The organism is Clostridium sp. (genome assembly GCF_036646415.1).
GTDB lineage: Bacteria > Bacillota > Clostridia > Clostridiales > Clostridiaceae > Clostridium_J.
This window is the reverse complement of sequence record NZ_JAVXMF010000007.1, coordinates 89,460-110,931: the sequence shown is the minus strand read 5'-3', so window position 1 is coordinate 110,931 and position 21,472 is coordinate 89,460. Positions and strand designations below refer to the sequence as shown.

Sequence of the window (21,472 nt, the reverse complement as noted above, 5' to 3'; positions counted from 1 at the left end):
GTTATATAAGTTTACATCATTCTAAAAATATATTAATAGATACATATAAAATAGAACCGGAAATGATATATGAAAGATATTATTTTAAACATATATTTAATTCAGTAAAACTTTGAAAATCTGCTATAATGTAAGTAAACATGAAAACTAATTGTTAGAAAATATATAAATAAGTATATAGCTGACGATGAAAAACTATAATCATTGAAATACTTTGAGGTGATTTTATGAATAAGGAAAAAAGAAGGAAGATACTAGAGATTTTAGAGAAAACATATAGAGGTGCATCTTGTGGACTGGATTTTAATAGTCCCTTTGAACTTTTAATATCAACTATACTTTCAGCACAATGTACAGATGTAAGAGTTAATCAAGTTACAAAAGAACTTTATAAGAAGTATAATACACCACAAGCTATACTAACTTTAACTGAAGAAGAACTTGGAAAAAAGATTCATAGCTGTGGATTTTATAAGAATAAAAGTAAGAATATTTTAGGTGCATGTAAGGCCATAATGGAAAAACATAAGGGAGAAGTACCACAAACCATGGATGAACTAATTGCTTTACCTGGAGTGGGAAGAAAAACTGCAAATGTAGTTTTATCAAATGCCTTTGGAGTACCAGCTATAGCCGTTGATACCCATGTATTTAGGATTTCAAATAGAACTGGATTTGCACCAGGGGATAATGTGGAAATAGTTGAACAAAAGCTAATGAAGCATATACCTAAGAGCATGTGGAGTGATGCTCATCACTATATAATTTGGCATGGCAGAAAGATCTGTGATGCAAGAAAGCCAAAGTGTGGGGAATGTCCAATTGCTCCTTATTGTGATTATTTAAATAAAACTAAATAGAGTCTAATAGTAAAATGTAGGAGGATTTAATTATGTCATATGGTGAACAGTCTTTAAAAATGCACAAGGAAAAGAAGGGAAAGCTAGAGGTAATCAGTAAAATTAGTGTGAACACTAGGGAAGATTTATCAATTGCTTATACTCCAGGAGTTGCAGAGCCTTGTATTGAAATAGCTAAAGACAAAGATAAGGTTTATGATTATACAATAAAGGGAAATACTGTGGCTATAGTTTCAAATGGAACTGCAGTTTTAGGTCTTGGAAATATAGGAGCTGAGGCTTCAATCCCAGTAATGGAAGGAAAGGCTTTACTTTTCAAGGAGTTTGCAGGGGTAGATGCTTTCCCAATATGTATTGATACTGAGGACCCAGAAGAAGTAATTAAAACTGTAAAATTAATAGCACCAGTGTTTGGTGGGATTAACCTTGAGGATATAAAAGCCCCTGAATGTTTTTATATAGAAGATAGATTAAAGAAAGAACTTAATATTCCTGTATTTCATGATGATCAACATGGAACAGCTATAGTAGTTTTATCAGGACTTTATAATGCTTTAAAGCTAATAAAAAAGAATATTAAAGATGTTAAAATAGTTATAAATGGAGCAGGTTCAGCAGGAATTGCAATATGCAAGCTACTTTTAAAGGCTGGAGCAGAAAATGTAATAATGTGTGATAAAAAAGGAGCGCTTTATGATGGTGGGAACTGTTTATTTGAATCCCATGAAGCAATTGCAAAGATAACCAATAAAAACAAAGAATCAGGTTCACTTAAAGATGTTTTAGTTGGAGCTGATGTATTTGTAGGTGTATCTGGACCTAATATGATAAATGCTGAGGATGTAAAAACAATGAACTCTGATGCAATAATATTTGCCATGGCAAATCCAACACCAGAAATTATGCCGGATGAAGCGAAGGCTGGTGGAGCTAGAGTTATTGCTACAGGACGTTCAGATTTTGCAAATCAGATCAATAACGTTTTAGTATTCCCAGGAATATTTAAAGGAGCTCTTGCAGTAAGAGCTAGTGGAATAAATGATGAAATGAAGCTTGCAGCAGCAAGAGCAGTAGCAAATCTTATTTCAGACGAAGATTTGAATGAAGAAAATATTATTCCAAATGCCTTAGATAAAAGAGTTGCAGATAAGGTAGCAGAAGAAGTTATGAGAATAGCTAAAGAAATGGGAATTGCAAGAGTTTAGTATAATGGTGAGTTTATAAAAGAAATTAAAAATAAAAATTTTAAATTTACAGATAAACCTTAGGTGAAAGAGATACTTCTACCTAAGGTTTATTTTATTTGTGCTTTTTATGTTTATAAATATAAGGCAATGTTATTTTAAAATCTTAACCTGTACATTTATAATATTACATTTTCTTTCTGATAAAATTTCAATAGTTGGCATGTCCCTTTGTGTATCGCCATGAACTAGAAGGGTATCGCCTTGTAGTAAGTTGATAATGTCATTATCAACTTTAATATTTAAATCTTCACCAGGACAAAAGATTAGAGAACTATACATTTCAGAATTACTGGATAATATATATGAAGATAGGTTAAATTTAGAATATTCCGCTAATGATATTGTTTTCATTGAACCTTCACATTTAGATCCTAGCATTAAGTTAAAGTCTTTAACCTTTCCAAAGCTTTCAGTATTTACTTCTCCAGAAAATTCATGAACCTGAAAAGGCTTTAAATGGATTAAATCACCATTATCATGAGAAAGACTCATATTACCTTCTAAGGTTGTTATAAAGCGATGTATATTTGGTAATGTGGTAAAAGTTGAATGGTCTATATCTACAGTGGCAGAGCTTATTCTCCAGTTAAAGTTTAAATCCTTATAATTAGAGCATTCTGGATAGATATATATTTCATTAGTAGTGCCGCCACTCCATGTTGATGTCTTTATTTTATCTTTTTTAATTAATTTTATTTTATAACTCATAATAGCACCTAAATAACATTTTATAATATTATATCTAAAAGATCTTTCTCTATTAAATCGTTGTATTTTCCACTTCTATACTCTGCAACAAGAACTTTTCTCTCATCATTAGAGATTAAAGGCATTTTTTTAGATAATTCCTTTGGCATTTCTACATATGCACCTTTTGGGTCCATATTTTCAGAAAATGTTATTACTGCAGGAATACTTAACCCCCCCACAGCTTCATTTAAAAAATCTTCAAATCCAGTTCTAGGGAAAAGGTGAATTTTTAAGTTTTTATTTTCTTCACATAATCTTTGAAGGAAAGGAATAGTTACGATACAATCAGGGCAAAATCCTTCAGTAAAAATCGCTGTATGTATAACTTTATCTAGAGTTTTAATTTTTTCTTTTGTAGTATCAGAAAGTTCCGTGCCTTCATAGATTTTATCTTGAATATCCCCATATTTATCATGTTGTTTTTTTAAGTATTCCTCAAAAGTTAATGATTTAGTAAAGTCTAACATATTATACCTCCAATTAATTTAATGTAATTTTAAGTTATACTATTTAAATTATACTTTTATTGAATTAATAAAAATATAAAAATAATAGTACTAATATATTGTTGTAATAGTAATTTTACAAATATAATCTGCTAATGACATTATAACAAATATTTCAATTAAATAGTACATATATACAATTTCAAATGGTAAAAGTTTTATATTTATATATTTATATATTTAAAATTATTTATACAGTTAAGATATATAGATAAATGTTATTTAGATAAGGACCTTAATATTTTCATATGAAAATAAAATAACTATAAAAAAATAAAGTCATAGATTTAGAACAGTAGTCAGAGGCTAAAATAAACAGTATAATGAATTTATGAGAATATTAAAAAAAGGCGGCGATAATTATGTCAAAGGTTATTGAAAGATTTTTGGGGTATGTAAAATATGATACACAATCAAGCACATCAAGTGGGCTTACTCCAAGTACAGCTAGTCAAAGAATTTTAGCTGAGGTATTAGTTGAAGAGCTAAAGCAAATCGGAATGAGTGATGTTACTATTGATGAAAATAGCTATGTTATGGCAACATTACCAGCTAACACAGATAAAAAACTTCCTACTATAGGATTTATAGCTCATATGGATACTGCACCAGATTACTCAGGGAAAGATGTTAAGCCTCAAATGGTAAATTATAAGGGTGGAGATATTAAGTTAAACGAAAATACTATTTTATCACCAGTAGACTTTCCAGAACTTAATGACTATGTAGGAAAGACTCTTATTACAACTGATGGAACTACACTTCTTGGAGCAGATGACAAGGCTGGAATTTCAGAAATTGTTACTGCTATGGAGTATTTAATTGCAAATCCTAATATAAAGCACGGAACAATAAAGGTTGGATTTACTCCTGATGAAGAAATAGGAGAAGGAGCAAATCATTTTAATGTAGAAAAGTTTACTGCTGACTTCGCTTATACTGTAGATGGCGGAGAACTTGGAGAGATGGAATACGAAAACTTTAATGCAGCTGGAGCTCACATTGTTATAAATGGAAGAAATGTTCATCCGGGTAGTGCTAAAAATAAAATGATAAACTCACAACAAATAGCTATAGAGTTAAATAGCTTATTGCCAGTAAATCAAAGACCTGAGTATACAGAAAAATATGAAGGGTTTTTCATGCTTGCTAATATGGAAGGAACTATAGAGAAAACAACTATGTCTTATATAATAAGAGATTTCTTTAAAGATACCTTTGAAGTTAAGAAAAATTTAATTAAAGATATAGTAGAATTATTAAATAAAAAATATGGAGAGGGAACTGTAGAACTTGCGCTTAAAGATCAATACTACAACATGAAAGAAAAAATAGAACCTGTAATTCACGTAGTAGATACAGCAGTTCAGGCTATGAAAGCTCTTGATATTGAGCCAATAGTAGTACCAATAAGAGGTGGTACAGATGGAGCAAGATTATCATTTATGGGACTTCCAACACCAAATCTTTTTACTGGCGGACTTAATTTTCATGGAAAATTTGAGTTTATTCCTGTAGATTCTATGGAAAAAGCAGTAAAAACTATAGTTAAGATAATAACTCTTTATGCTGAAAAATAAAAAATAATTCTATTTATCATCACCTATACATAAAACCTCCACTTTTAATACAAACTAGTAATATGAAACTAAAAATTAAGTGGGAGGCAAATTATGAGTAATGATAAATCAAGACCAACATATCCACCAGATACACATAATTATTTTGGAGATTTTAGAAGTATAACTCCAATGGCAGACACTGTTTGGGAAAATGTTAGAGAAGCAGAGATTGAAGCTGCAAAGGCAAGACAACGTCAAGATTACAGCATGGAAATGGGCGAAGATATTGAGTTTGATGATTTAAATGAAGATATAAATAAAGAAAATGAAATCGAGTTTAAGTCTATCATAGAAGATATGGATATGAGTAATCATGGTGAAGAGTATGGATATAATGCAGGTAAGAGGTTAAGATAATGCCCTTAGAGGAAGAATTTATTCTTCCTCTAAGTTTAAGTTAAATAAGTTTTTATGTTTTTCACAGTAGTATAAGTAATAGATACATATTTCATTGTAAAAAATACATAATTTAAAATGTAAAAAATATAAAGATAAAAAACTTTAAATATAATCTGAATGTAGAAGACTACTGAAACTACAAGGTTTTAGTAGTCTTTTAACCTTAAAGTTTTATCTGATGTCTACCGGCTCTAATACTCCATCTTTTATAAGTGAGAGCTGAGAGTCGATACGACCTGGACGCGTGCATTTAGGTATAAGTTCAACTAACCTTCAGTGTGAGATTAAACTCACTATGAAGCTAAGGGTCACTTGATAAAAAATAGAGTAATTAAGAAATTTTTCATAAGTTAGTCACTCAATTGACACATTAGTGTTGATAATAATAAGTATAGAGTTAAGGCATCTTCAAAAAATAAACAAGTCAGTCTCTTAGCCTATTATTTATTTTCAGATGCCTAAGAGAAGCAAATTAATCAAAGAGAAAAAACTTTTAATACGAGGGGGAAGATATAAATGAGTAATGATATGAATAAAGATGAAAACCAACTAAACAATAAATTAAATGATGAGAAAAATGAATTTAGAAATAATATAAATAATAACAATGAAGTTAATAGCAACATAAGTTATGATGGGTCAATTAATAGTGATAATTTAAATAGTGATAGTAAAGGTAATGGAGAAAAGGAAGAGTTAAATTATACGGTAATTCAAGATGTAGAATTCCATACAGATAGTCATATAATACCACCTATTAATCCTACGCACTCAACTGATTCACAAGTTAGTTATGACAGTGAAAAAATCAGTAAAAGTGAAGCTAGGAAGAATAAAAAGAGAGAAAAGAGAGAAAAGAAGGAAAAAACTAAAAATAAATCCTCAATAGGTTCATATATAGCTGTAGCACTTATATGTTCTATAGTAGGAGGCTCAATTGGTACGGGAGTTACTTATGGTATGATGAAATACAATAACAAAGTTGTTAACTCTAATGCACAAACCAATAAGCCTACTAGTGAAAACAAATCAAATCTTAATTCTATAGCTACTATGAATATACCTGATATTGTAGCTAAGGTTTCTCCGGCTGTTGTTGGAGTAGCTACTACGTCAGTATCAAATAATGTGTTCGGATTTAATATGGGAGAACAACAAGGAATAGGTTCAGGATTCATATTCTCAGAAGATGGATATGTACTTACAAACTATCATGTTGTTGAAAATGCTAGTCAAGTTAAGGTTATATTTAATAATGGTCAAGAAGTAAATGCTAAGGTTGTAAACTATCAAGAGGACGCAGATCTTGCAGTTGTTAAGATAACAGAAGATGTTAAAATGCCAGGTGTGGCAGACCTTGGAGACTCAGATAGCATTCAATCGGGAGAGCAAGTTATAGCGATAGGAAACCCTTTAGGAAAAGAATATTTAGGTTCCGTTACAACAGGAATCATAAGTGCTGTTAATAGAGGTGTAGCACTTACTGAGGGTGGAGAGAAAATGAATCTGATTCAAACTGATACAGCTATAAATCCAGGAAACAGTGGTGGGCCATTAATAAATTCACAAGGCCAAGTTATAGGTATTAACACTGCTAAGATAGATGCTAGTGGAGTAGAGGGAATTGGATTTGCAATTCCAATAAACGATGCTACTGAGAAGCTTGATACTTTAGTAAAACAAAAGATAAGACTTGGGATATCAGTAAGAGATATAACTAAGGACTTATCATCACAATATGATTTGCCTGTAGGTATATTCATTGCTAGTGTAGAAGATTTTAGTATTGCACAAAAGGGCGGATTGCAAACTGGTGACGTAATTACTAAAATTGGTGATAAAAAGGTTGAAACTGTAGAGGAATTAAATAAGGTTAAAGAAACTTATAAGGATGGAGATACAATTCCTATAGAATTCATAAGAAATGGCCAAAAAATGACTGCTAATCTTATAGCAGAATAGCAGTTTACAAAATAAATAGATTGCAACTTTTCAATAAGTAAATCAGTTTTAAATTTTATTATTTTAATATATATTTATATAATAAAATTTTAAAAAAGTGTTAATACTATAATTATCCCCTAATTATAATATTATAGATATCTAAAGACTCTAACCTAGTGTTTTCCATAGGTTAGAGTCTTTAGTGCTTCCAAACGTCAAAAATTCGTCAAAATTCATCTTATATGCAGTCGTTAATAAAATTCTTTGCTATAAGGAGCATTTCATCATTTACGTGAGAGTAAGTTCTTATGTTCATTTATATTTTATGACGAAGTAAATTTTCTGTAGTTTTGTAGAAATCTAAGAAATAGACTGCTTAGCGAGTGAATAATAAGTAAAATATATAAAGGAGTTATTTTTGTCGTAATTATCTACAATTATAGATAATTATAGATAAGTGTGTATTTTATGTAATAAAATTATTGACTTCTTTGTCTATTTATAATAAGATGTGCATATAAAATTATTATAAAATTTATTGAGAGACATTTAAGAATATACTAATTTGGGCACTTTGTATATTTTTAGTCAGTAGTGCAACCGATCTTATTTAACATAAGGTCGGTTTTTTTTTATCTAAAAAATTGTTAAGGAGAAGTGTTATGAGAAAAAAGAAATTTAAATCTAAACTAAAGAAGAAATTATCTGTTTTTATGACTTTGCTTACTGTAGTTTTCCAACTTTTTTACAGTATTCCTACAGTGCAAGCTGAACCTGTAGATATTACAAGTAACTTTCCATTTATAACTGGAGTAGCTTTAACGGATGGTAAGGGGAACCCAATAAATGAGTCATCAAACCCCATAAGTAAGAATGCAGAAGTTAAACTAACCTATGAATTTACTATACCAAACCAGGGGACGGTAAAAAAAGGCGATATTTATACTATGGAAATACCTGAAGAAATACAAATAGTAAGTACACTGAATTTCCCCGTTACTATTGATAATGGTGATACTATTGCAAATGTCAAAATAGGAACTGATGGGAATGTTAACATTACTTTTACTGAATTTGCTGAGAATAACTCTAATGTTTCAGGATTCTTTTATATTGATACTCAATTTGATCCTGACAAAATAGGGATGGGTAATCCAATATCTATCAAATTTGAAGTTGGAGGAAGCTCTTCCCCAGTTATAATTAATTTAAACTTTGAACAGCCTGAAATCCCCAAGGCTTCAATTGACAAGGAAGGGAGCTATAATCCTTCTAAAAATGAGATTACTTGGAAAGTAACTATTAATCCAGAGGCAGTTAAGGTTAATAATGCTCAAATTGTGGATAACATTCCAGCGGGGCAAGAATTTATACCAGGATCCGTTGAAATAAATGGATCTAATGCAGATACAACAAATTATATCTATGATGTTAGCAATAAAAGAATAACTTATAACTTTCCAAGTTTAATAGAGGCTCATCAAATAATTACATTTAAAACTAAGGTAACAGATCCAAAGGCTTTTGAATCTGAAGGAGCTGCAGTATATGAGTATAATAAAGCAACCTTTAATTATGATGGAACTAGTGTAAATTCTAATGAGGCATCAGTTGAGGTTGTTGCAGATTTTATTAGAAAAGATGGGAAATATGATGCAGCCACGAAGCGAATTAATTGGACCATTTACACAAATAATAATGCGCAGAGCATTCCCAATGCTGTAGTTACAGATGATATACCTAGTGGATTAACCTTTACACCAGGTAGTGTTAAGATAGATGGAAATCCAACTAACGATGATTATTCTTTAAATGGACAAGGGTTCACATATACTTTCCCAACAGCTATTAATGAGCCACATAAAATCGAATTTTCAACAGATATAACTGATGAAGATGCATTTAATTCAAACAATGGGAAAACCTATAATAATAAAGTAACTATTACAGGTACTGGGGTTCCGGGTAATGCTTCAGACAACAAGAGTGTTGAAGTACCTACTAATGTTATTAATAAGCAAGGTGTAGGGTACAATATGGCCACAGGAGAGATTACTTGGGAAGTTACTATAAATAGTAATAAGATACCTATAAAAAATCCAGTGGTTACTGATGATATAAGATTAGGACAAGAATATGTAGCAGACTCTGCTACTATAGATAAAGCCATTCCTGGAGGAACATTTGACTATGTTAAGGTGGAAAATGATCAAAATAAAACAGGAATACTTACTTATACATTTAGTGGTGATATTAATGAAACTTATATAATAACATTTAAAACGAAAGTAACAGACCCTAATGTTTATGCAGGAAATAGGGATGAATACTATTATAATGTTGCTAAATTAACTGGGGCTAATATTAATCCTTCAACCTCTCAGGGTACACAACTTGTGCGGAGTCAAGTTATCTATAAGGCTAGCCAAGATTATAACTATGTCACAAGAGAAATTACTTGGAATGTTTTAGTTAATAGAAATGGAATGACCCTTCCTAATGCTTATATTACAGATGTTATAGAGGAAGGACAGGAATTTGTTCTCAATTCTGTTAATCTTAATGGAAACCCTGCAGACACGTCAAACTATGTTTATGATGCAACTACTAAAACCTTAAGATATAATTTTCCTAGTGAGATTAATTCTTGGCAACAAATAACTTTTAAAACTAAAATTACTGATGATTCTATATTTAATACTAACGGAGAAAAGGAATTAAAGAATACTGCAAAGATAACAACTGATTTAGTACCTGGTGGTATAGAAAGTGCAGGCACAGCAAAGATAAAAAGTACTTTAATGGATAAAAAAGCTGACTATACTAAAGGTAATTCTTATATTGATTGGAATGTAACCATTAATTCCAACAAAATATTAATTAAGGATGCGGTTTTAACAGATACACTTCAAGAAGGTCTTGATCTTGATACTACTTCTGTAAAACTGTACAAGCAGACCTTAAATCCTGATGGAAGCCTTGTAAAAGGAGATGAGGTTACTCTAGACCGAAACAGTGTAAAATATAATACTGCAACAAGGGAGTTTATATTTACAATGCCTGCTCTAACAGATGACGCTTATATTTTAACATTTAGAACGGATGTGGTAGATAAGACAAAGTCACCATTTACAAACTCTATATCATTTAAAGGTACAGGGATAATACAATCATCAAGTTCTGGCAAGGTTGATGTTATATTCCAAGGTGCTGGTGGCGGTGGTGTTGGTGAAACTGGTAGCATTAAGGTTATGAAAGTAGACAAAAATAATGAAAATATCAAGCTAGAAGGAGCCATCTTTGAACTTCTTGATAAGTATCAAAATGTTATAAGAACCTCAGAGCCAACGGAAGCAAATGGAGAGTCTATATTTAATAAATTAAAGTTTAATATAGACTACTATGTTAGAGAAAAACTTGCTCCAACAGGATACATCCTAAGCAATGAATTATATAAATTTCAACTTAAAAATACCCAAGATGAAAAGAATATAACCTATAATTATAAAAATGAAAAGATTACAGGCGAAATTGAATTCTTTAAAAATGGGGAAAGTAGTAACCCTCTTAAGGGAGCAAAGTTTACCCTTTATAAGCTTTCAGATATTGCCTATGCAAATCCTTTAGCCACTGCATTAAGTGATGAAAATGGGAAAGTGCAATTTGAAAACGTAGAGTATGGAGAGTATGTTATAAAAGAAACGAAAGCCCCAGAAGGATATAATCTTTCAGATGAAATATTAAAAGCTGCTATTACTGAAGATGGAAAAGTGGTAAAAGCAAACCCAGAAAGTATTTCTAACACAAAAATTAGAGGGAATATAGAGTTTACTAAAATAGATGAAGATAAACAGCCATTGCAAGGAGCAGAATTTAAGCTTTACAAAGAAACTGATACAAAGTTTGAGAATCCTATAGCAACAGCTGTAAGTGATGAAAATGGAAAGGTACAATTTGAAAATGTAGAGTATGGTAAGTACACTATAAAAGAAACTAAAGCCCCAGAGGGATACGTTCTTTCAGAAGAAGTATTAACTGCTAATGTAACTGAGAATGATAGCACTGTAAAAGCGAATCCGGAAAGTATTTCTAACACAAAAATCAGAGCTTCTGTTCAGGTTAAAAAGTTAGATCAAGATAAGAAACCTCTAAAGGGTGCTGAGTTTACATTATACTATGCAGATGGTAAAGAAGTTGAGACTTCTGTGTCAGGAGAAGATGGTACTGCATTGTTTAAGGATCTTCTTTATGGCGAATATATGATAAAAGAAACAAAAGTTCCTGAAGGATATTTAGCTTCAGAAGGTACCATAAAGGTATTTGTGGATAAAGATGGAACGTTATACACTTATGAGGTAGTAAATAACAGAATTAAGGGTAGTATTGTAATTATAAAAACTGATATGAATGGAAAGTTGCTTCAGGGTGCAGAGTTTACCCTATATGATAAAGATGGTAAAGAAGTAACTACAGCAGTTTCTGGTAAGGATGGAGTTGTAACCTTTAATGATGTAGATTATGGTAATTATACCATTAAGGAAACTGAGGCACCTAAGGGGTATATCCTAAGTGAAGAAAAACTAGAAGTTAATGTTAACTCTGTAGAAAGTCAAACATTTACTGTCAAGAACAAAGAGGAAAAGCTTATTGATAAAATAGTTGATGTTCTACCAAAGACTGGTGGTGTATTTAATTATAAAATTATAATCGGAGCGTTAACAATTATAGGTGGTATTAGCCTGTTATTGAAAAAGAATAAATCAAAGTAGCTAAATGTAAAATATAAGTTATAAAAATATTTTAAGTCTAGTAGGATATAGATGTCCTACTAGACTTAATTTTTTAATTTTACATTGGCACATATCTAACATTGAACTAAAATAAATTATAGGCATTTAATATTTAGTTTTTTATTTAAGATTATTTTCTTTCTTTTATAATACCTTTTCTATATGCTGTAAGAAGTCTTTGAAGGTGATGTATCTGCTTTATAAGTTCTTTACCCATATCAGTATCTCGTACCTTCATTCTTTTAGCAGTATATTCAAGTATGAAGGTTGTAGAAATAATATCCTTACCTTCATCGATAGCTGTATGAGTGGATTCAAAGGGCTCATGTTGAACTAGTTGAAGACCATAGGAATTATAGATTAGTGTATAGCCTGCAATTCCTGTTTCTGGTTGATATGCCTTTGAAAAACCACCGTCAATAACTAGTAGCTTACCGTTAGCTTTAATTGGATTTTCACCCTTAATAATTTTTACTGGCACATGACCATTAATAATGTGAGCTTTTTCTGGAGAAAGTCCAAATTCTTTTAAGATGTTATTACAGACATCCTCATTATCTCTTAAGATGAAGTATGGACATTTAACCTCCTTATGAGTTTCTTTATCATTAATAAAGTATCTTTCAAAGGTTGCCATTTTATACTTACCGAATAATGGGGAATCAGGTCCACACCATAAAAACCACATATAATCTAAAGCATAGGATTTGTCTTTAGTATTATTTATATAAAAATATGCTTCTCTAGCAATTCTATCTACTTTATCTAAGTACTCTTTTCCTAAGTAATAATGATTACCGATTTTAACTTTTTTAAAGTCCCCATTTTCCTCTAGTGGAATAGAAGCATGATATAGTAGATTAGAGTTACTCCTTAAGTATAGACTGCCTTTAGAATAAAGACATCTAATATGCTTTTCTAATTTTTCACTATTTAAGAAAGATGAACGTAGTTTAGTAATTAGCTCGCTCTCTTCATCAGTAAGGTTATAAGGATTATTAGGATCTATAGTTGGAAAGTTAGTATCGTTAAGAGCATATTCCTTATCGTTTATTGAAATAGTTCCTGTCTTATAGTTTATTTTATCTAAAAGCTGTCTATCACTCATTTTAAACTCAGGATGTCTCTTTATTATTTCACTCTCTAGCTTAAATTGTATTATAGAAATTGCTTTATGCATTTGAGCCATTAATTCTAAATCTTTTTCTTTATAATAATTATCATTAACCTTTGGTTTAAAGGACTCGCATGGATCATTGGAATACACATCCATAGCAAAACGAGCTAGGGGTAGTATATTTATACCATATCCATCCTCTAAGGTTTCAAGGTTTGCATATCTAGTACAAATTCTAATTACATTGCAAATACAACTTTCGTTTCCAGCCGCTGCACCCATCCAAAGAATATCATGATTTCCCCATTGAATATCATAGGAATGATAATTACAAAGGGTATCCATAATTATATGTGCACCAGGTCCTCTATCATAAATATCACCAACTATATGAAGGGTATCTATGGTTAGTCTCTGAATAACATTACAAATAGCAATTATAAAATCTTTAGCTCTACCGATTGAGATAATGGTATCTAGAATCCCATTAAAGTAATCTTGCTTATTTGGGCGAACTTCAGATTCATGAAGAAGTTCTTCTATAATGTATGAAAAGTCTGGAGGTAAAGATTTTCTAACTTTAGAACGAGTGTACTTAGAAGAAACATTCCTACAAACTTGAATTAATTGATTAAGTGTAATTTTATACCAATCATCTGGATCGGTTTCTTTAGAGAGTGTGATATCTATAGCTTGCTCTGGGTAATATATAAGAGTACATAAGGCTTTTTTCTCGGACTCTCTAAGGGTATTTCCAAAAATATCATTTACCTTTCTTTTTATAACACCAGAGGCATTTTTAAGAACATGTTGAAAGGCCTCATACTCACCGTGTAAGTCTGTTAAAAAGTGTTCGGTACCCTTTGGAAGATTTAAGATAGCTTCTAAGTTTATTATTTCCGTACAGGCATCTGATACAGTAGGGAAATTATGAGAAAGTAACTCTAGGTATTTTAAATCTTTTTCTATCATATCAATATTTATTTCACAGGGTTTGCTCATGACAATCTCCTTCTTAGCAAATATAACAATTAAAATAATTAAATGTAATATGCTATATTATAATTAATACATACTAATATTATACAATAAAAACATATAATTTTCTAATAGTATAAATCAGAACCAATAGGTTATCATATATATAGATATGTTACTCATTTATATTTATGAATTCAAATAACATATTATACAATAAATATAAGAGTAATGTAAGATAGAAGTAATAAAAAAATTGGTAAGAAGTAGAAATGTATAGTATGAATATGGGAATAGTATTATAATGAAGTAAAGAAAATGTTTATAAGAATACTAGGAGTAGGAGTGATATATATGAATGAAATGCTTAATTTAAAAAGATGGGCACTGCTTGGTGCAACAAGTGATGAAACAAGATTTGGATATAAGATTTTCAGATTATTAGAGGATAAAGGATATACTGTTTATGGAATAAATCCAAAGTATGATTTTATTGATGGAATAAAAATATATAAATCAATAGATGAATTACCTGAAATTATAGATGGAGTAAACATAATTGTTAGTCCTAAAGTTGCATTGAATGCTCTTCCAAAGATAAAAGCTAAAGGAATTAAAAATCTATGGTTCCAGCCAGGTTCTTTTAATGACGAAGTTATAGATAAAGCAAAGGAACTGGGATTTAATATAGAACTTGAAGATTGTATGCATATAGAGCTTAAAAAACTTTAAGTTATAAGCTAAATCTATGCTTTGGCTAGTGAAACTTACTTCACTAAATACATGGAAAGTAGAGTTTCATAAATACTTAGATTTACTCAAGTATAAGTAAAATTTTAGAAATTAGCTTTTAAATTATTAAATTATATGATAATATAAAACTATACAATATAGATAAAATTGTATTATATAAGAAAAAATGTTAGGAGGAAGTAACTGTGAAAGATCTTAATGTAAAAAAAGGTTATACCCCAATGAGCAGCAGTTCTATGTGTAAAACTGCAATGTTTCCACTAAAGGGGTTACTATGTATTTTTTTAAGATGATTTTGCAGGAATTATAACTTCTAATTGCAAAATAGTAACTCCAAGACTTTATTATGATGATTAATTATCACTATAATAAGGTCTTTTATATTGCCTAAAAACAAGGGTAAAAATCTAAAATAAAGGCTATGTTTTAACCTAGTGTTGATATTGAAGTCCAATTTCAACACTCAGCTAAAACACATTATAAATAAAGGGCAAGTAGGAGGAGTTAAAATGAAAATTATAAAAAATATATTTAAAGTAAAGGGTGAAAACTCATTAAATAAAAAAGAGGGATTTAAAAGTAGGAATATAGAGATTTCAGGGAGCTTGGAGAAAAATATAAAACTAGATTATGTTTATAAATTTTTATCATCTATAGACATTGGTTCTGCTATATGGATGTTATATTTAGGCTACAAAGGAATGTCACTAATTGAAATAGGGATTTTAGAGGCAATACATCATGGAACAAGTCTTTTATGTGAAATTCCAACAGGAGCTTTAGCAGATCTCATGGGTAGAAAGAAATCCATAGTACTAGGGCGGTTGATGTCTGCAATGGGTGCTATATTAATGCTTACAGCTAATTCTTTTATAGGATTTGCCATAGCTTTTGTCATATCACCTTTATCATACAATTTAAACTCAGGTTCAGAGGAAGCTTTAGTCTACGATAGTTTAAAGATTATTGGTAAGGAAGAAGAATACTTAAAGATTAATGGGAAATTAAATTTCATAATAGAGGTAGCTCAAGGAATTGCGGTATTAGTTGGAGGAATATTATCAGATTACTCTTTTGGATATAGTTATGTACTAGCTGTAATCATAAGTCTTTGTGCCTTTGGGGTTTCTCTTGGTTTTAAAGAACCAGATATTCATGAGGATAAAAAAGAGAGGATAACCATAAGGAACCATTTTAAAGAATGTCATAAGGTTATGAAAGAGAATAAAAATCTTATATTAATGATGATGTTCTTTGAAGGAATATTTACGGTAGGAAGTACTACACACTTTTATAGTCAGCAATATTTTAGTAATATGGGATACTCTAGAAGTTTCATAGCAATAATCTATGTATTAGCCAGTATTGGATGTGCATTAGCAGCAACCCAAGCTTATAAAGTGGAAAGAAAGATGAAGTCTCACATTTTATATATAGTGCCAATACTAGGAGGAATATTTCTTCTGATAATTGGAGGAAGCGCAGGGATAATTTCTATTTTAGGGTTTATCATGTTTTCTGTTTCTATAAATATTTTATATCCAATTAGCTCTAATTATATAAATAAGCTAATTCCATCAGCTCAAAGAGCTACATTAATCTCAGTTCAGAGCATGTTTTTTAGCATATTTATGATAGTTGTATTTCCAATAATAGGAGTAATAGGACAATTTATATCTTTAGAAGTTACTTTTATAATATTAGCAGGAATAAGTATTATACTTGGGGTATTAACAAAGAAAAGAGTGACTACTAAATTATCAATTAATAGGGCAGAGAAGAATGTATCTTAAAAAATCAACAAAAAATAAAATCACAGTACATAGAGAAATCTCTGATTACTGTGATTTGTTTATTTAAGCTTATAGTAAGATGAGTTGGTATATGGATAAGTTATTTATTACTTGGAGGTTAAATTATGGGTCAACTTTAATTTTTACTTCTTTAAATCCACAGTTGGAAAAGATGTCATTCAAAATCTTCATAGTATCTACTGTTACTTGATCTAAGAATCCTTCATCTATAACTTTTGATTCCGTTTTTTCTTTTTCAGATACAATCTCATTAAGCATATCATCCATAGATAATTGATTAAATATGGAGGTTTTTTCATCAAAGATAAATACTTCATCCTCACTTACAGTATGAGTTAGGATAGTACAAGGTGGAGTGGTTATAGTTAGTATATCTTTATCTATAGAAAAGGTGGCAGTACTAAGGTCTAACCCTGCAGTAATGGAGCCATTGTATTTAACAACAAAGGATTTTTCAGTAAATGGAATGGCATAATCCTTAAAGTTAAGGCTATCTTTAACTGAAATTACATTGGAATAGTCATATCTAGAGGTAGCAAGTTCGGAAATTGATACAAGCTTTTCAGATACAAAATCGCTTCTTTTCTCTATGTTATTTTTGGTAGTCAAGGAGTTAATAAAAATACACACAATAACTACAGCTACTAAAAATATAATAAACTTAATCTTTTTAAAGACTGAAAATATCTTTTTAGGTATAGGCCACTTCAAAATAATCACCCCGCAAAATTATCTTTTTAATGTTTATGCAGAGGGGAGGGGAGTTATGAATTTATTTTCAAATTTCAAATATAATATAATATTAGCATAGAGAATTTTAGATAAAATTAGGGGTGGGAAATATGAGAGTATCGAGTTTGAAACTAATATTATTGCTTTAAGTTTAAATTTACATGATAAAGCATTCTATATATTAACTGTGGCTATTGTTTTAGGGGAGATAGTTACATTAGTATCGATGTTACATGAACAAAAACAATAGTGTTTTTAATATGAAATTAAATGAATTATGTTATAATTTAAGATATAATTTAAGTTGTTAGTTAGATGGAGGAGATAAGGATGTTTACTAAGGATGAACTTTTAGTAATTAAAGATGCATTTAAAATTGCGGACAAGGAATATATAAAACAGATTGAGTTAAATAAGAACAGTAGAGCTGGACTAGTTGCTTATAATAGAAAGCAGAAGAAACTATGGATGGTTCAAAATAAGTTAAACAAGATTTTAGATGAAAAATTGTATGAAGAATAATTAATTTCAAAGAGGAATTAAGAGTATCTATATAAAAAAATAGAGGTGCAGTAATTTTAGAAGGATAGTAAAACTTTAGAATAAGGTTTTGCTATCTTTTTTTCTTCCTGTCAGAAGATTGTAAGAAGTTCATAGTAATATATAATATGTGGTAAGTTATTATTAATTAAGGAGTGATATTAAAATGAGCATCTTAAGAACAGATAAATTAGTTAAAATATATGGAGAAGAACCTAATATAGTTAAGGCATTAGAAAATGTAAGTATAGATATAGATGAGGGTGAATTTATAGCAATAATAGGTACCTCTGGTAGTGGAAAATCAACTTTGTTAAATATGATTGGAGGACTAGACAAACCTACAAGTGGTGAGGTGTTTATTTCAAATAAAGAATTAGGCAAAATGAAGGATGAGGAGCTAACTATTTTTAGAAGGAGAAATATAGGTTTTATATTTCAAAATTATAACTTGGTACCAATATTAAATGTATATGAAAATATAGTTCTTCCAATAGAATTAGATGGCATGAAGATTGATAAGAAGTATATAGATTTAATAATTGATACCTTAGGACTTAAGGGAAAACTAACTAATATGCCTAACAATTTATCAGGTGGACAACAACAGAGGGTGGCAATAGCTAGAGCACTAGCAACAAAACCAGCTATAATCTTGGCAGATGAGCCAACGGGGAATCTGGATAGTAAAACAAGAATGGATGTCATTGGGCTTTTAAAGATGACTAGTGCAAAGTTTAATCAAACCATGGTTATGATTACTCATAATGAGGAAATAGCACAGCTTGCAGATAAAATTATCAGAATTGAAGATGGTAGTGTTACGGTAAGAGGTGATAAATAATGAGGTTCGAAAATAATAATAAGGAAGTTGTAAGGAGAATAACTAACCGTTCCTTAAAAACTAATAAAATTAGAAATATATTTACAATAATAGCTATAATCTTAACAACCTTTATGATTTCATCTGTATTTAGTATTGGTATTAGCTTTGCTAAGAATTATAGGACTATGAATTTGCGTCTACAGGGAACAACTGCAACCACAGCACTACAAAATCCTAATGATGAACAATATAAAAAGCTAAGGGAACTTGATATTTTTAATAGTATAGGATCTCAAATGAATGTAGGGAAGGTTGTACTTGATAGTCTAGAGAAAAATAAATCAAAAATAAAGATGGAGTATCATGATGAGTTAGATTGGGAAAAACAGATAACACCATGCATAAGTGATGTTGTGGGGAAATATCCAATAGAAGAAAATCATGTTATGGCATCAAAAAAAGCACTAGAGTTTCTAGGATTAAAGAAGCCTGAAATAGGAGAGAAAATAAAGGTTTCTTATAAGATAAAGGATGAAGTAAAAGAAGCAGAATTTATATTGAGTGGATATTTCACTAATTACGGGTATGTACAAGATACAGGGTATTTAATGGTTTCAAAGAAGTTTATTGAAGGCAATGATCTATCTTTAGAAAAAGACGGTACCTTACTCATGACGCTAAAAAGAACAGAAAAGATCAATGCGTCGAATATATTAGATGAAAAAATTCCATTAAATAAGGGTCAGGAGTTTAAATATAGCTATGATGTAGATGAAGAATATTCAACAGCAATCTTTTCAACTATAGCTGTAATAGTAATAATATCTCTATTCATAGTACTTAGTGGTTATTTACTAATTTATAATGTTATGTACATTGGAGTAATTAAGGATATTAACTTTTATGGATTACTTAAAACCTTAGGGACTTCTCCAAGTCAAATTAAAAAAATAGTTGAAGGTCAAGCTTTAAGATTATCTATTATAGGAATTCCTTTAGGGTTAATTTTGGGGTTTCTTGTATCATTTATAATTGTCCCTTTAGCTATGAGTATCTTTACTAGTGGAGCATATGCAAGTGCAATGCCATCTGAGGTTTCTTTTAATCCTTTAATATTTATAGGAGCAGCATTGTTTTCTTTTTTCACAGTTATATTAAGTTGTAGAAAGCCTGTAAAGGTAGCAAGCCGTATTTCACCTACAGAAGCTCTAAGATATTCTGGTACAAATATAAAGCAAAAAAAAGAAAATAGGAATTCAACTAATGGTGGAAAGCTTTATAAAATGGCTTGGTACAATGTTTTTCGTGATAAAAAACGTGCAGTAGTAGTTTTCCTTTCATTATTTATGGGAATTATGACTTTCTTAAGTGTAAATACCTTTTTAGATAGTGTAAGTGTAGAGAACTATATAAATAGATATGTTAAGCAGGATTTTGAATTTCAAAATGTTAATCTTGAAAAGGAAAAATTAAATCAGCCTTTAATTGATGAAATTACTAATATGGAAGGTGTAAATCAGGTTATTCTTACTAAGGGAAATATTGCAGAATTAGATATGACAAATAATTTCTTTTTACCAGTAATAGAAGATTCTTTTAAAAACAGAGGAATATCTAATGAAGATTTAAATATTTTCTTAAAGACTATAAAGGAGGATCCAAGTGTATATTCTTCATGGATTTTAGGAATAGATGATGATGTTATAGAGCGGTATAATAAGGAAACAGAGGACAAGATTGATTTAAATGCTTTTAAAAATGGAGAAATTGCTTTAATAGAGCCTATGTTTAATTCAATAAAGGATGATAAGTTGAAGTTTAAAGAATTAGATGGGAAAATATTTAATTCCAAGGATAATGACACTGGAATTACTCAAAGCTATAGGGCTAAGTTCTTTTATGATGAAAATAATGTTTTGCCTCTTGGAACAGGAGGAGTAGTAGGTGTTCCTAATATTTATATCAGCAACTCAATGATGAAAAACCTAGATGCAACTAATTACTTATTGCATGTAAATGTTGATGAAAGGTATGAAAGTAAAATCAAGAAGGAATTAAGTGCTATGGCAAATGACAGTGGACTTTGGTTTGAAGCAAAAAGTGATAAAATAAAAGATTTTAATGATACCTCTATGGTTATGAGAATACTTGGAGGAGGAGTTTCAGCTATACTTATATTAATAGGAGTATTAAACTTTATTAATGTTATGATTACTGGAATCAATGTAAGATTAAAGGAACTTGCAGTTATGGAAAGCATAGGCATGACTAAAAAGCAAATTAAAAAAATGATTACATTTGAAGGTCTATATTATGCAGGCATAACAACTTTATTTACTTTTACAATAGGCATGGGAGTTATATTTGGAATTGCAGAACTATCAAAACAGATTGCAGATTACGCAGAGTTTATATTTCCAACAATACAACTAGTAGCTTTAACAATATTTATATTTATAGTATGCCTAGCTACTCCAGCTATAGTGTTTAAGGTATCATCAAAGAAAAGTGTAACAGAACGTATAAGAGAAATAGAAAATTAATTTAAAGTGACAGATTTAACCAATCTGTCGCTTTTGCTATAATATAAGGGG

At 30.1% G+C, this 21,472-nt stretch carries 15 protein-coding genes and 1 riboswitch; of the genes, 11 read left to right on the top strand and 4 right to left on the bottom strand.

Translation table 11 applies throughout. The features are described from left to right. The first annotated feature begins 227 nt into the window (after positions 1-227). Entirely contained in the window at positions 228-860 is a 633-nt protein-coding gene (nth, locus tag RSD37_RS07180; RefSeq protein ID WP_346946034.1) for an endonuclease III, read from the top strand. Positions 861-892: 32 nt separating this feature from the next. After that, positions 893-2,065: an NADP-dependent malic enzyme gene (locus RSD37_RS07175; protein ID WP_346946033.1), complete on the top strand. Its 1,173-nt coding sequence runs from the start codon at positions 893-895 to the stop codon at positions 2,063-2,065. Positions 2,066-2,197: 132 nt separating this feature from the next. On the opposite strand, the gene RSD37_RS07170 is transcribed toward RSD37_RS07175, so the two are convergent. Together RSD37_RS07170 and RSD37_RS07165 are read right to left on the bottom strand one after the other, a co-directional pair. Then, complete coding sequence (locus RSD37_RS07170; protein WP_346946032.1) at positions 2,198-2,815, bottom strand: HutD family protein; 618 nt, start codon at positions 2,813-2,815, stop codon at positions 2,198-2,200. A 20-nt stretch (positions 2,816-2,835) separates the two neighbouring features. After that, complete coding sequence (locus RSD37_RS07165; protein ID WP_346946031.1) at positions 2,836-3,324, bottom strand: thioredoxin family protein; 489 nt, start codon at positions 3,322-3,324, stop codon at positions 2,836-2,838. 401 nt (positions 3,325-3,725) lie between these two features. Between RSD37_RS07165 and pepT the strand changes: the two genes are divergently transcribed. The 4 genes from pepT to RSD37_RS07145 all read left to right on the top strand — a co-directional run bounded on the left by pepT (position 3,726) and on the right by RSD37_RS07145 (position 12,097). Next, on the top strand, positions 3,726-4,943 hold the full coding sequence (pepT, locus tag RSD37_RS07160; RefSeq protein ID WP_346946030.1) for a peptidase T: 1,218 nt from the start codon (positions 3,726-3,728) through the stop codon (positions 4,941-4,943). A gap of 93 nt (positions 4,944-5,036) precedes the next feature. Then, entirely contained in the window at positions 5,037-5,342 is a 306-nt protein-coding gene (locus RSD37_RS07155; RefSeq protein WP_346946029.1) for a hypothetical protein, read from the top strand. Positions 5,343-5,900: 558 nt separating this feature from the next. Next, positions 5,901-7,346: a trypsin-like peptidase domain-containing protein gene (locus RSD37_RS07150; protein ID WP_346946028.1), complete on the top strand. Its 1,446-nt coding sequence runs from the start codon at positions 5,901-5,903 to the stop codon at positions 7,344-7,346. 515 nt (positions 7,347-7,861) lie between these two features. Continuing rightward, positions 7,862-7,943: riboswitch (cyclic di-GMP riboswitch) on the top strand. Between the two features lie 47 nt (positions 7,944-7,990). Beyond that, positions 7,991-12,097 (top strand): SpaA isopeptide-forming pilin-related protein, encoded by a 4,107-nt coding sequence (locus RSD37_RS07145; protein ID WP_346946027.1) that lies wholly within the window; start codon positions 7,991-7,993, stop codon positions 12,095-12,097. A 151-nt stretch (positions 12,098-12,248) separates the two neighbouring features. Here the strand turns inward: RSD37_RS07145 and RSD37_RS07140 are convergent, their stop codons facing one another. Further along, the gene (locus tag RSD37_RS07140; protein WP_346946026.1) at positions 12,249-14,237 is read right to left on the bottom strand and encodes a fructose-1,6-bisphosphatase; all 1,989 of its coding nucleotides are present in this window, start codon (positions 14,235-14,237) and stop codon (positions 12,249-12,251) included. A 330-nt stretch (positions 14,238-14,567) separates the two neighbouring features. On the opposite strand from RSD37_RS07140, the gene RSD37_RS07135 reads away from it, so the two are divergent. Together RSD37_RS07135 and RSD37_RS07130 are read left to right on the top strand one after the other, a co-directional pair. After that, positions 14,568-14,945, top strand: a complete 378-nt coding sequence (locus RSD37_RS07135; protein WP_346946025.1) for a CoA-binding protein — start codon at positions 14,568-14,570, stop codon at positions 14,943-14,945. A gap of 530 nt (positions 14,946-15,475) precedes the next feature. Continuing rightward, a complete protein-coding gene (locus tag RSD37_RS07130; RefSeq protein ID WP_346946024.1) occupies positions 15,476-16,759 on the top strand; it encodes an MFS transporter in 1,284 nt (427 codons plus the stop codon). Between the two features lie 123 nt (positions 16,760-16,882). On the opposite strand, the gene RSD37_RS07125 is transcribed toward RSD37_RS07130, so the two are convergent. Beyond that, on the bottom strand, positions 16,883-17,491 hold the full coding sequence (locus RSD37_RS07125) for a DUF4230 domain-containing protein (RefSeq protein ID WP_346946023.1): 609 nt from the start codon (positions 17,489-17,491) through the stop codon (positions 16,883-16,885). A 351-nt stretch (positions 17,492-17,842) separates the two neighbouring features. Here RSD37_RS07125 and RSD37_RS07120 point away from each other — a divergent pair, with 351 nt between their 5' ends. The 3 genes from RSD37_RS07120 (at position 17,843) to RSD37_RS07110 (ending at position 21,421) form a co-directional block, all read left to right on the top strand. Further along, the gene (locus RSD37_RS07120; protein WP_346946022.1) at positions 17,843-18,034 is read left to right on the top strand and encodes a hypothetical protein; all 192 of its coding nucleotides are present in this window, start codon (positions 17,843-17,845) and stop codon (positions 18,032-18,034) included. A gap of 184 nt (positions 18,035-18,218) precedes the next feature. Next, positions 18,219-18,896 carry an ABC transporter ATP-binding protein gene (locus tag RSD37_RS07115; protein ID WP_346946021.1) on the top strand — a complete coding sequence of 226 codons (678 nt, stop codon included), beginning with the start codon at positions 18,219-18,221 and terminating at the stop codon, positions 18,894-18,896. Next, positions 18,896-21,421 carry an FtsX-like permease family protein gene (locus RSD37_RS07110; protein WP_346946020.1) on the top strand — a complete coding sequence of 842 codons (2,526 nt, stop codon included), beginning with the start codon at positions 18,896-18,898 and terminating at the stop codon, positions 21,419-21,421. The genes RSD37_RS07115 and RSD37_RS07110 overlap by 1 nt, the downstream gene beginning before the upstream one ends. Positions 21,422-21,472: the final 51 nt, after the last annotated feature.

What these genes read in the sequence shown, in the direction of transcription:
- nth (WP_346946034.1), top strand. Translation starts at nt 228, where the DNA reads ATGAATAAGGAAAAAAGAAGGAAGATACTAGAGATTTTAGAGAAAACA.
- RSD37_RS07175 (WP_346946033.1), top strand. Translation starts at nt 893, where the DNA reads ATGTCATATGGTGAACAGTCTTTAAAAATGCACAAGGAAAAGAAGGGA.
- RSD37_RS07170 (WP_346946032.1), bottom strand. Translation starts at nt 2,815, where the DNA reads ATGAGTTATAAAATAAAATTAATTAAAAAAGATAAAATAAAGACATCA.
- RSD37_RS07165 (WP_346946031.1), bottom strand. Translation starts at nt 3,324, where the DNA reads ATGTTAGACTTTACTAAATCATTAACTTTTGAGGAATACTTAAAAAAA.
- pepT (WP_346946030.1), top strand. Translation starts at nt 3,726, where the DNA reads ATGTCAAAGGTTATTGAAAGATTTTTGGGGTATGTAAAATATGATACA.
- RSD37_RS07155 (WP_346946029.1), top strand. Translation starts at nt 5,037, where the DNA reads ATGAGTAATGATAAATCAAGACCAACATATCCACCAGATACACATAAT.
- RSD37_RS07150 (WP_346946028.1), top strand. Translation starts at nt 5,901, where the DNA reads ATGAGTAATGATATGAATAAAGATGAAAACCAACTAAACAATAAATTA.
- RSD37_RS07145 (WP_346946027.1), top strand. Translation starts at nt 7,991, where the DNA reads ATGAGAAAAAAGAAATTTAAATCTAAACTAAAGAAGAAATTATCTGTT.
- RSD37_RS07140 (WP_346946026.1), bottom strand. Translation starts at nt 14,237, where the DNA reads ATGAGCAAACCCTGTGAAATAAATATTGATATGATAGAAAAAGATTTA.
- RSD37_RS07135 (WP_346946025.1), top strand. Translation starts at nt 14,568, where the DNA reads ATGAATGAAATGCTTAATTTAAAAAGATGGGCACTGCTTGGTGCAACA.
- RSD37_RS07130 (WP_346946024.1), top strand. Translation starts at nt 15,476, where the DNA reads ATGAAAATTATAAAAAATATATTTAAAGTAAAGGGTGAAAACTCATTA.
- RSD37_RS07120 (WP_346946022.1), top strand. Translation starts at nt 17,843, where the DNA reads ATGTTTACTAAGGATGAACTTTTAGTAATTAAAGATGCATTTAAAATT.
- RSD37_RS07115 (WP_346946021.1), top strand. Translation starts at nt 18,219, where the DNA reads ATGAGCATCTTAAGAACAGATAAATTAGTTAAAATATATGGAGAAGAA.
- RSD37_RS07110 (WP_346946020.1), top strand. Translation starts at nt 18,896, where the DNA reads ATGAGGTTCGAAAATAATAATAAGGAAGTTGTAAGGAGAATAACTAAC.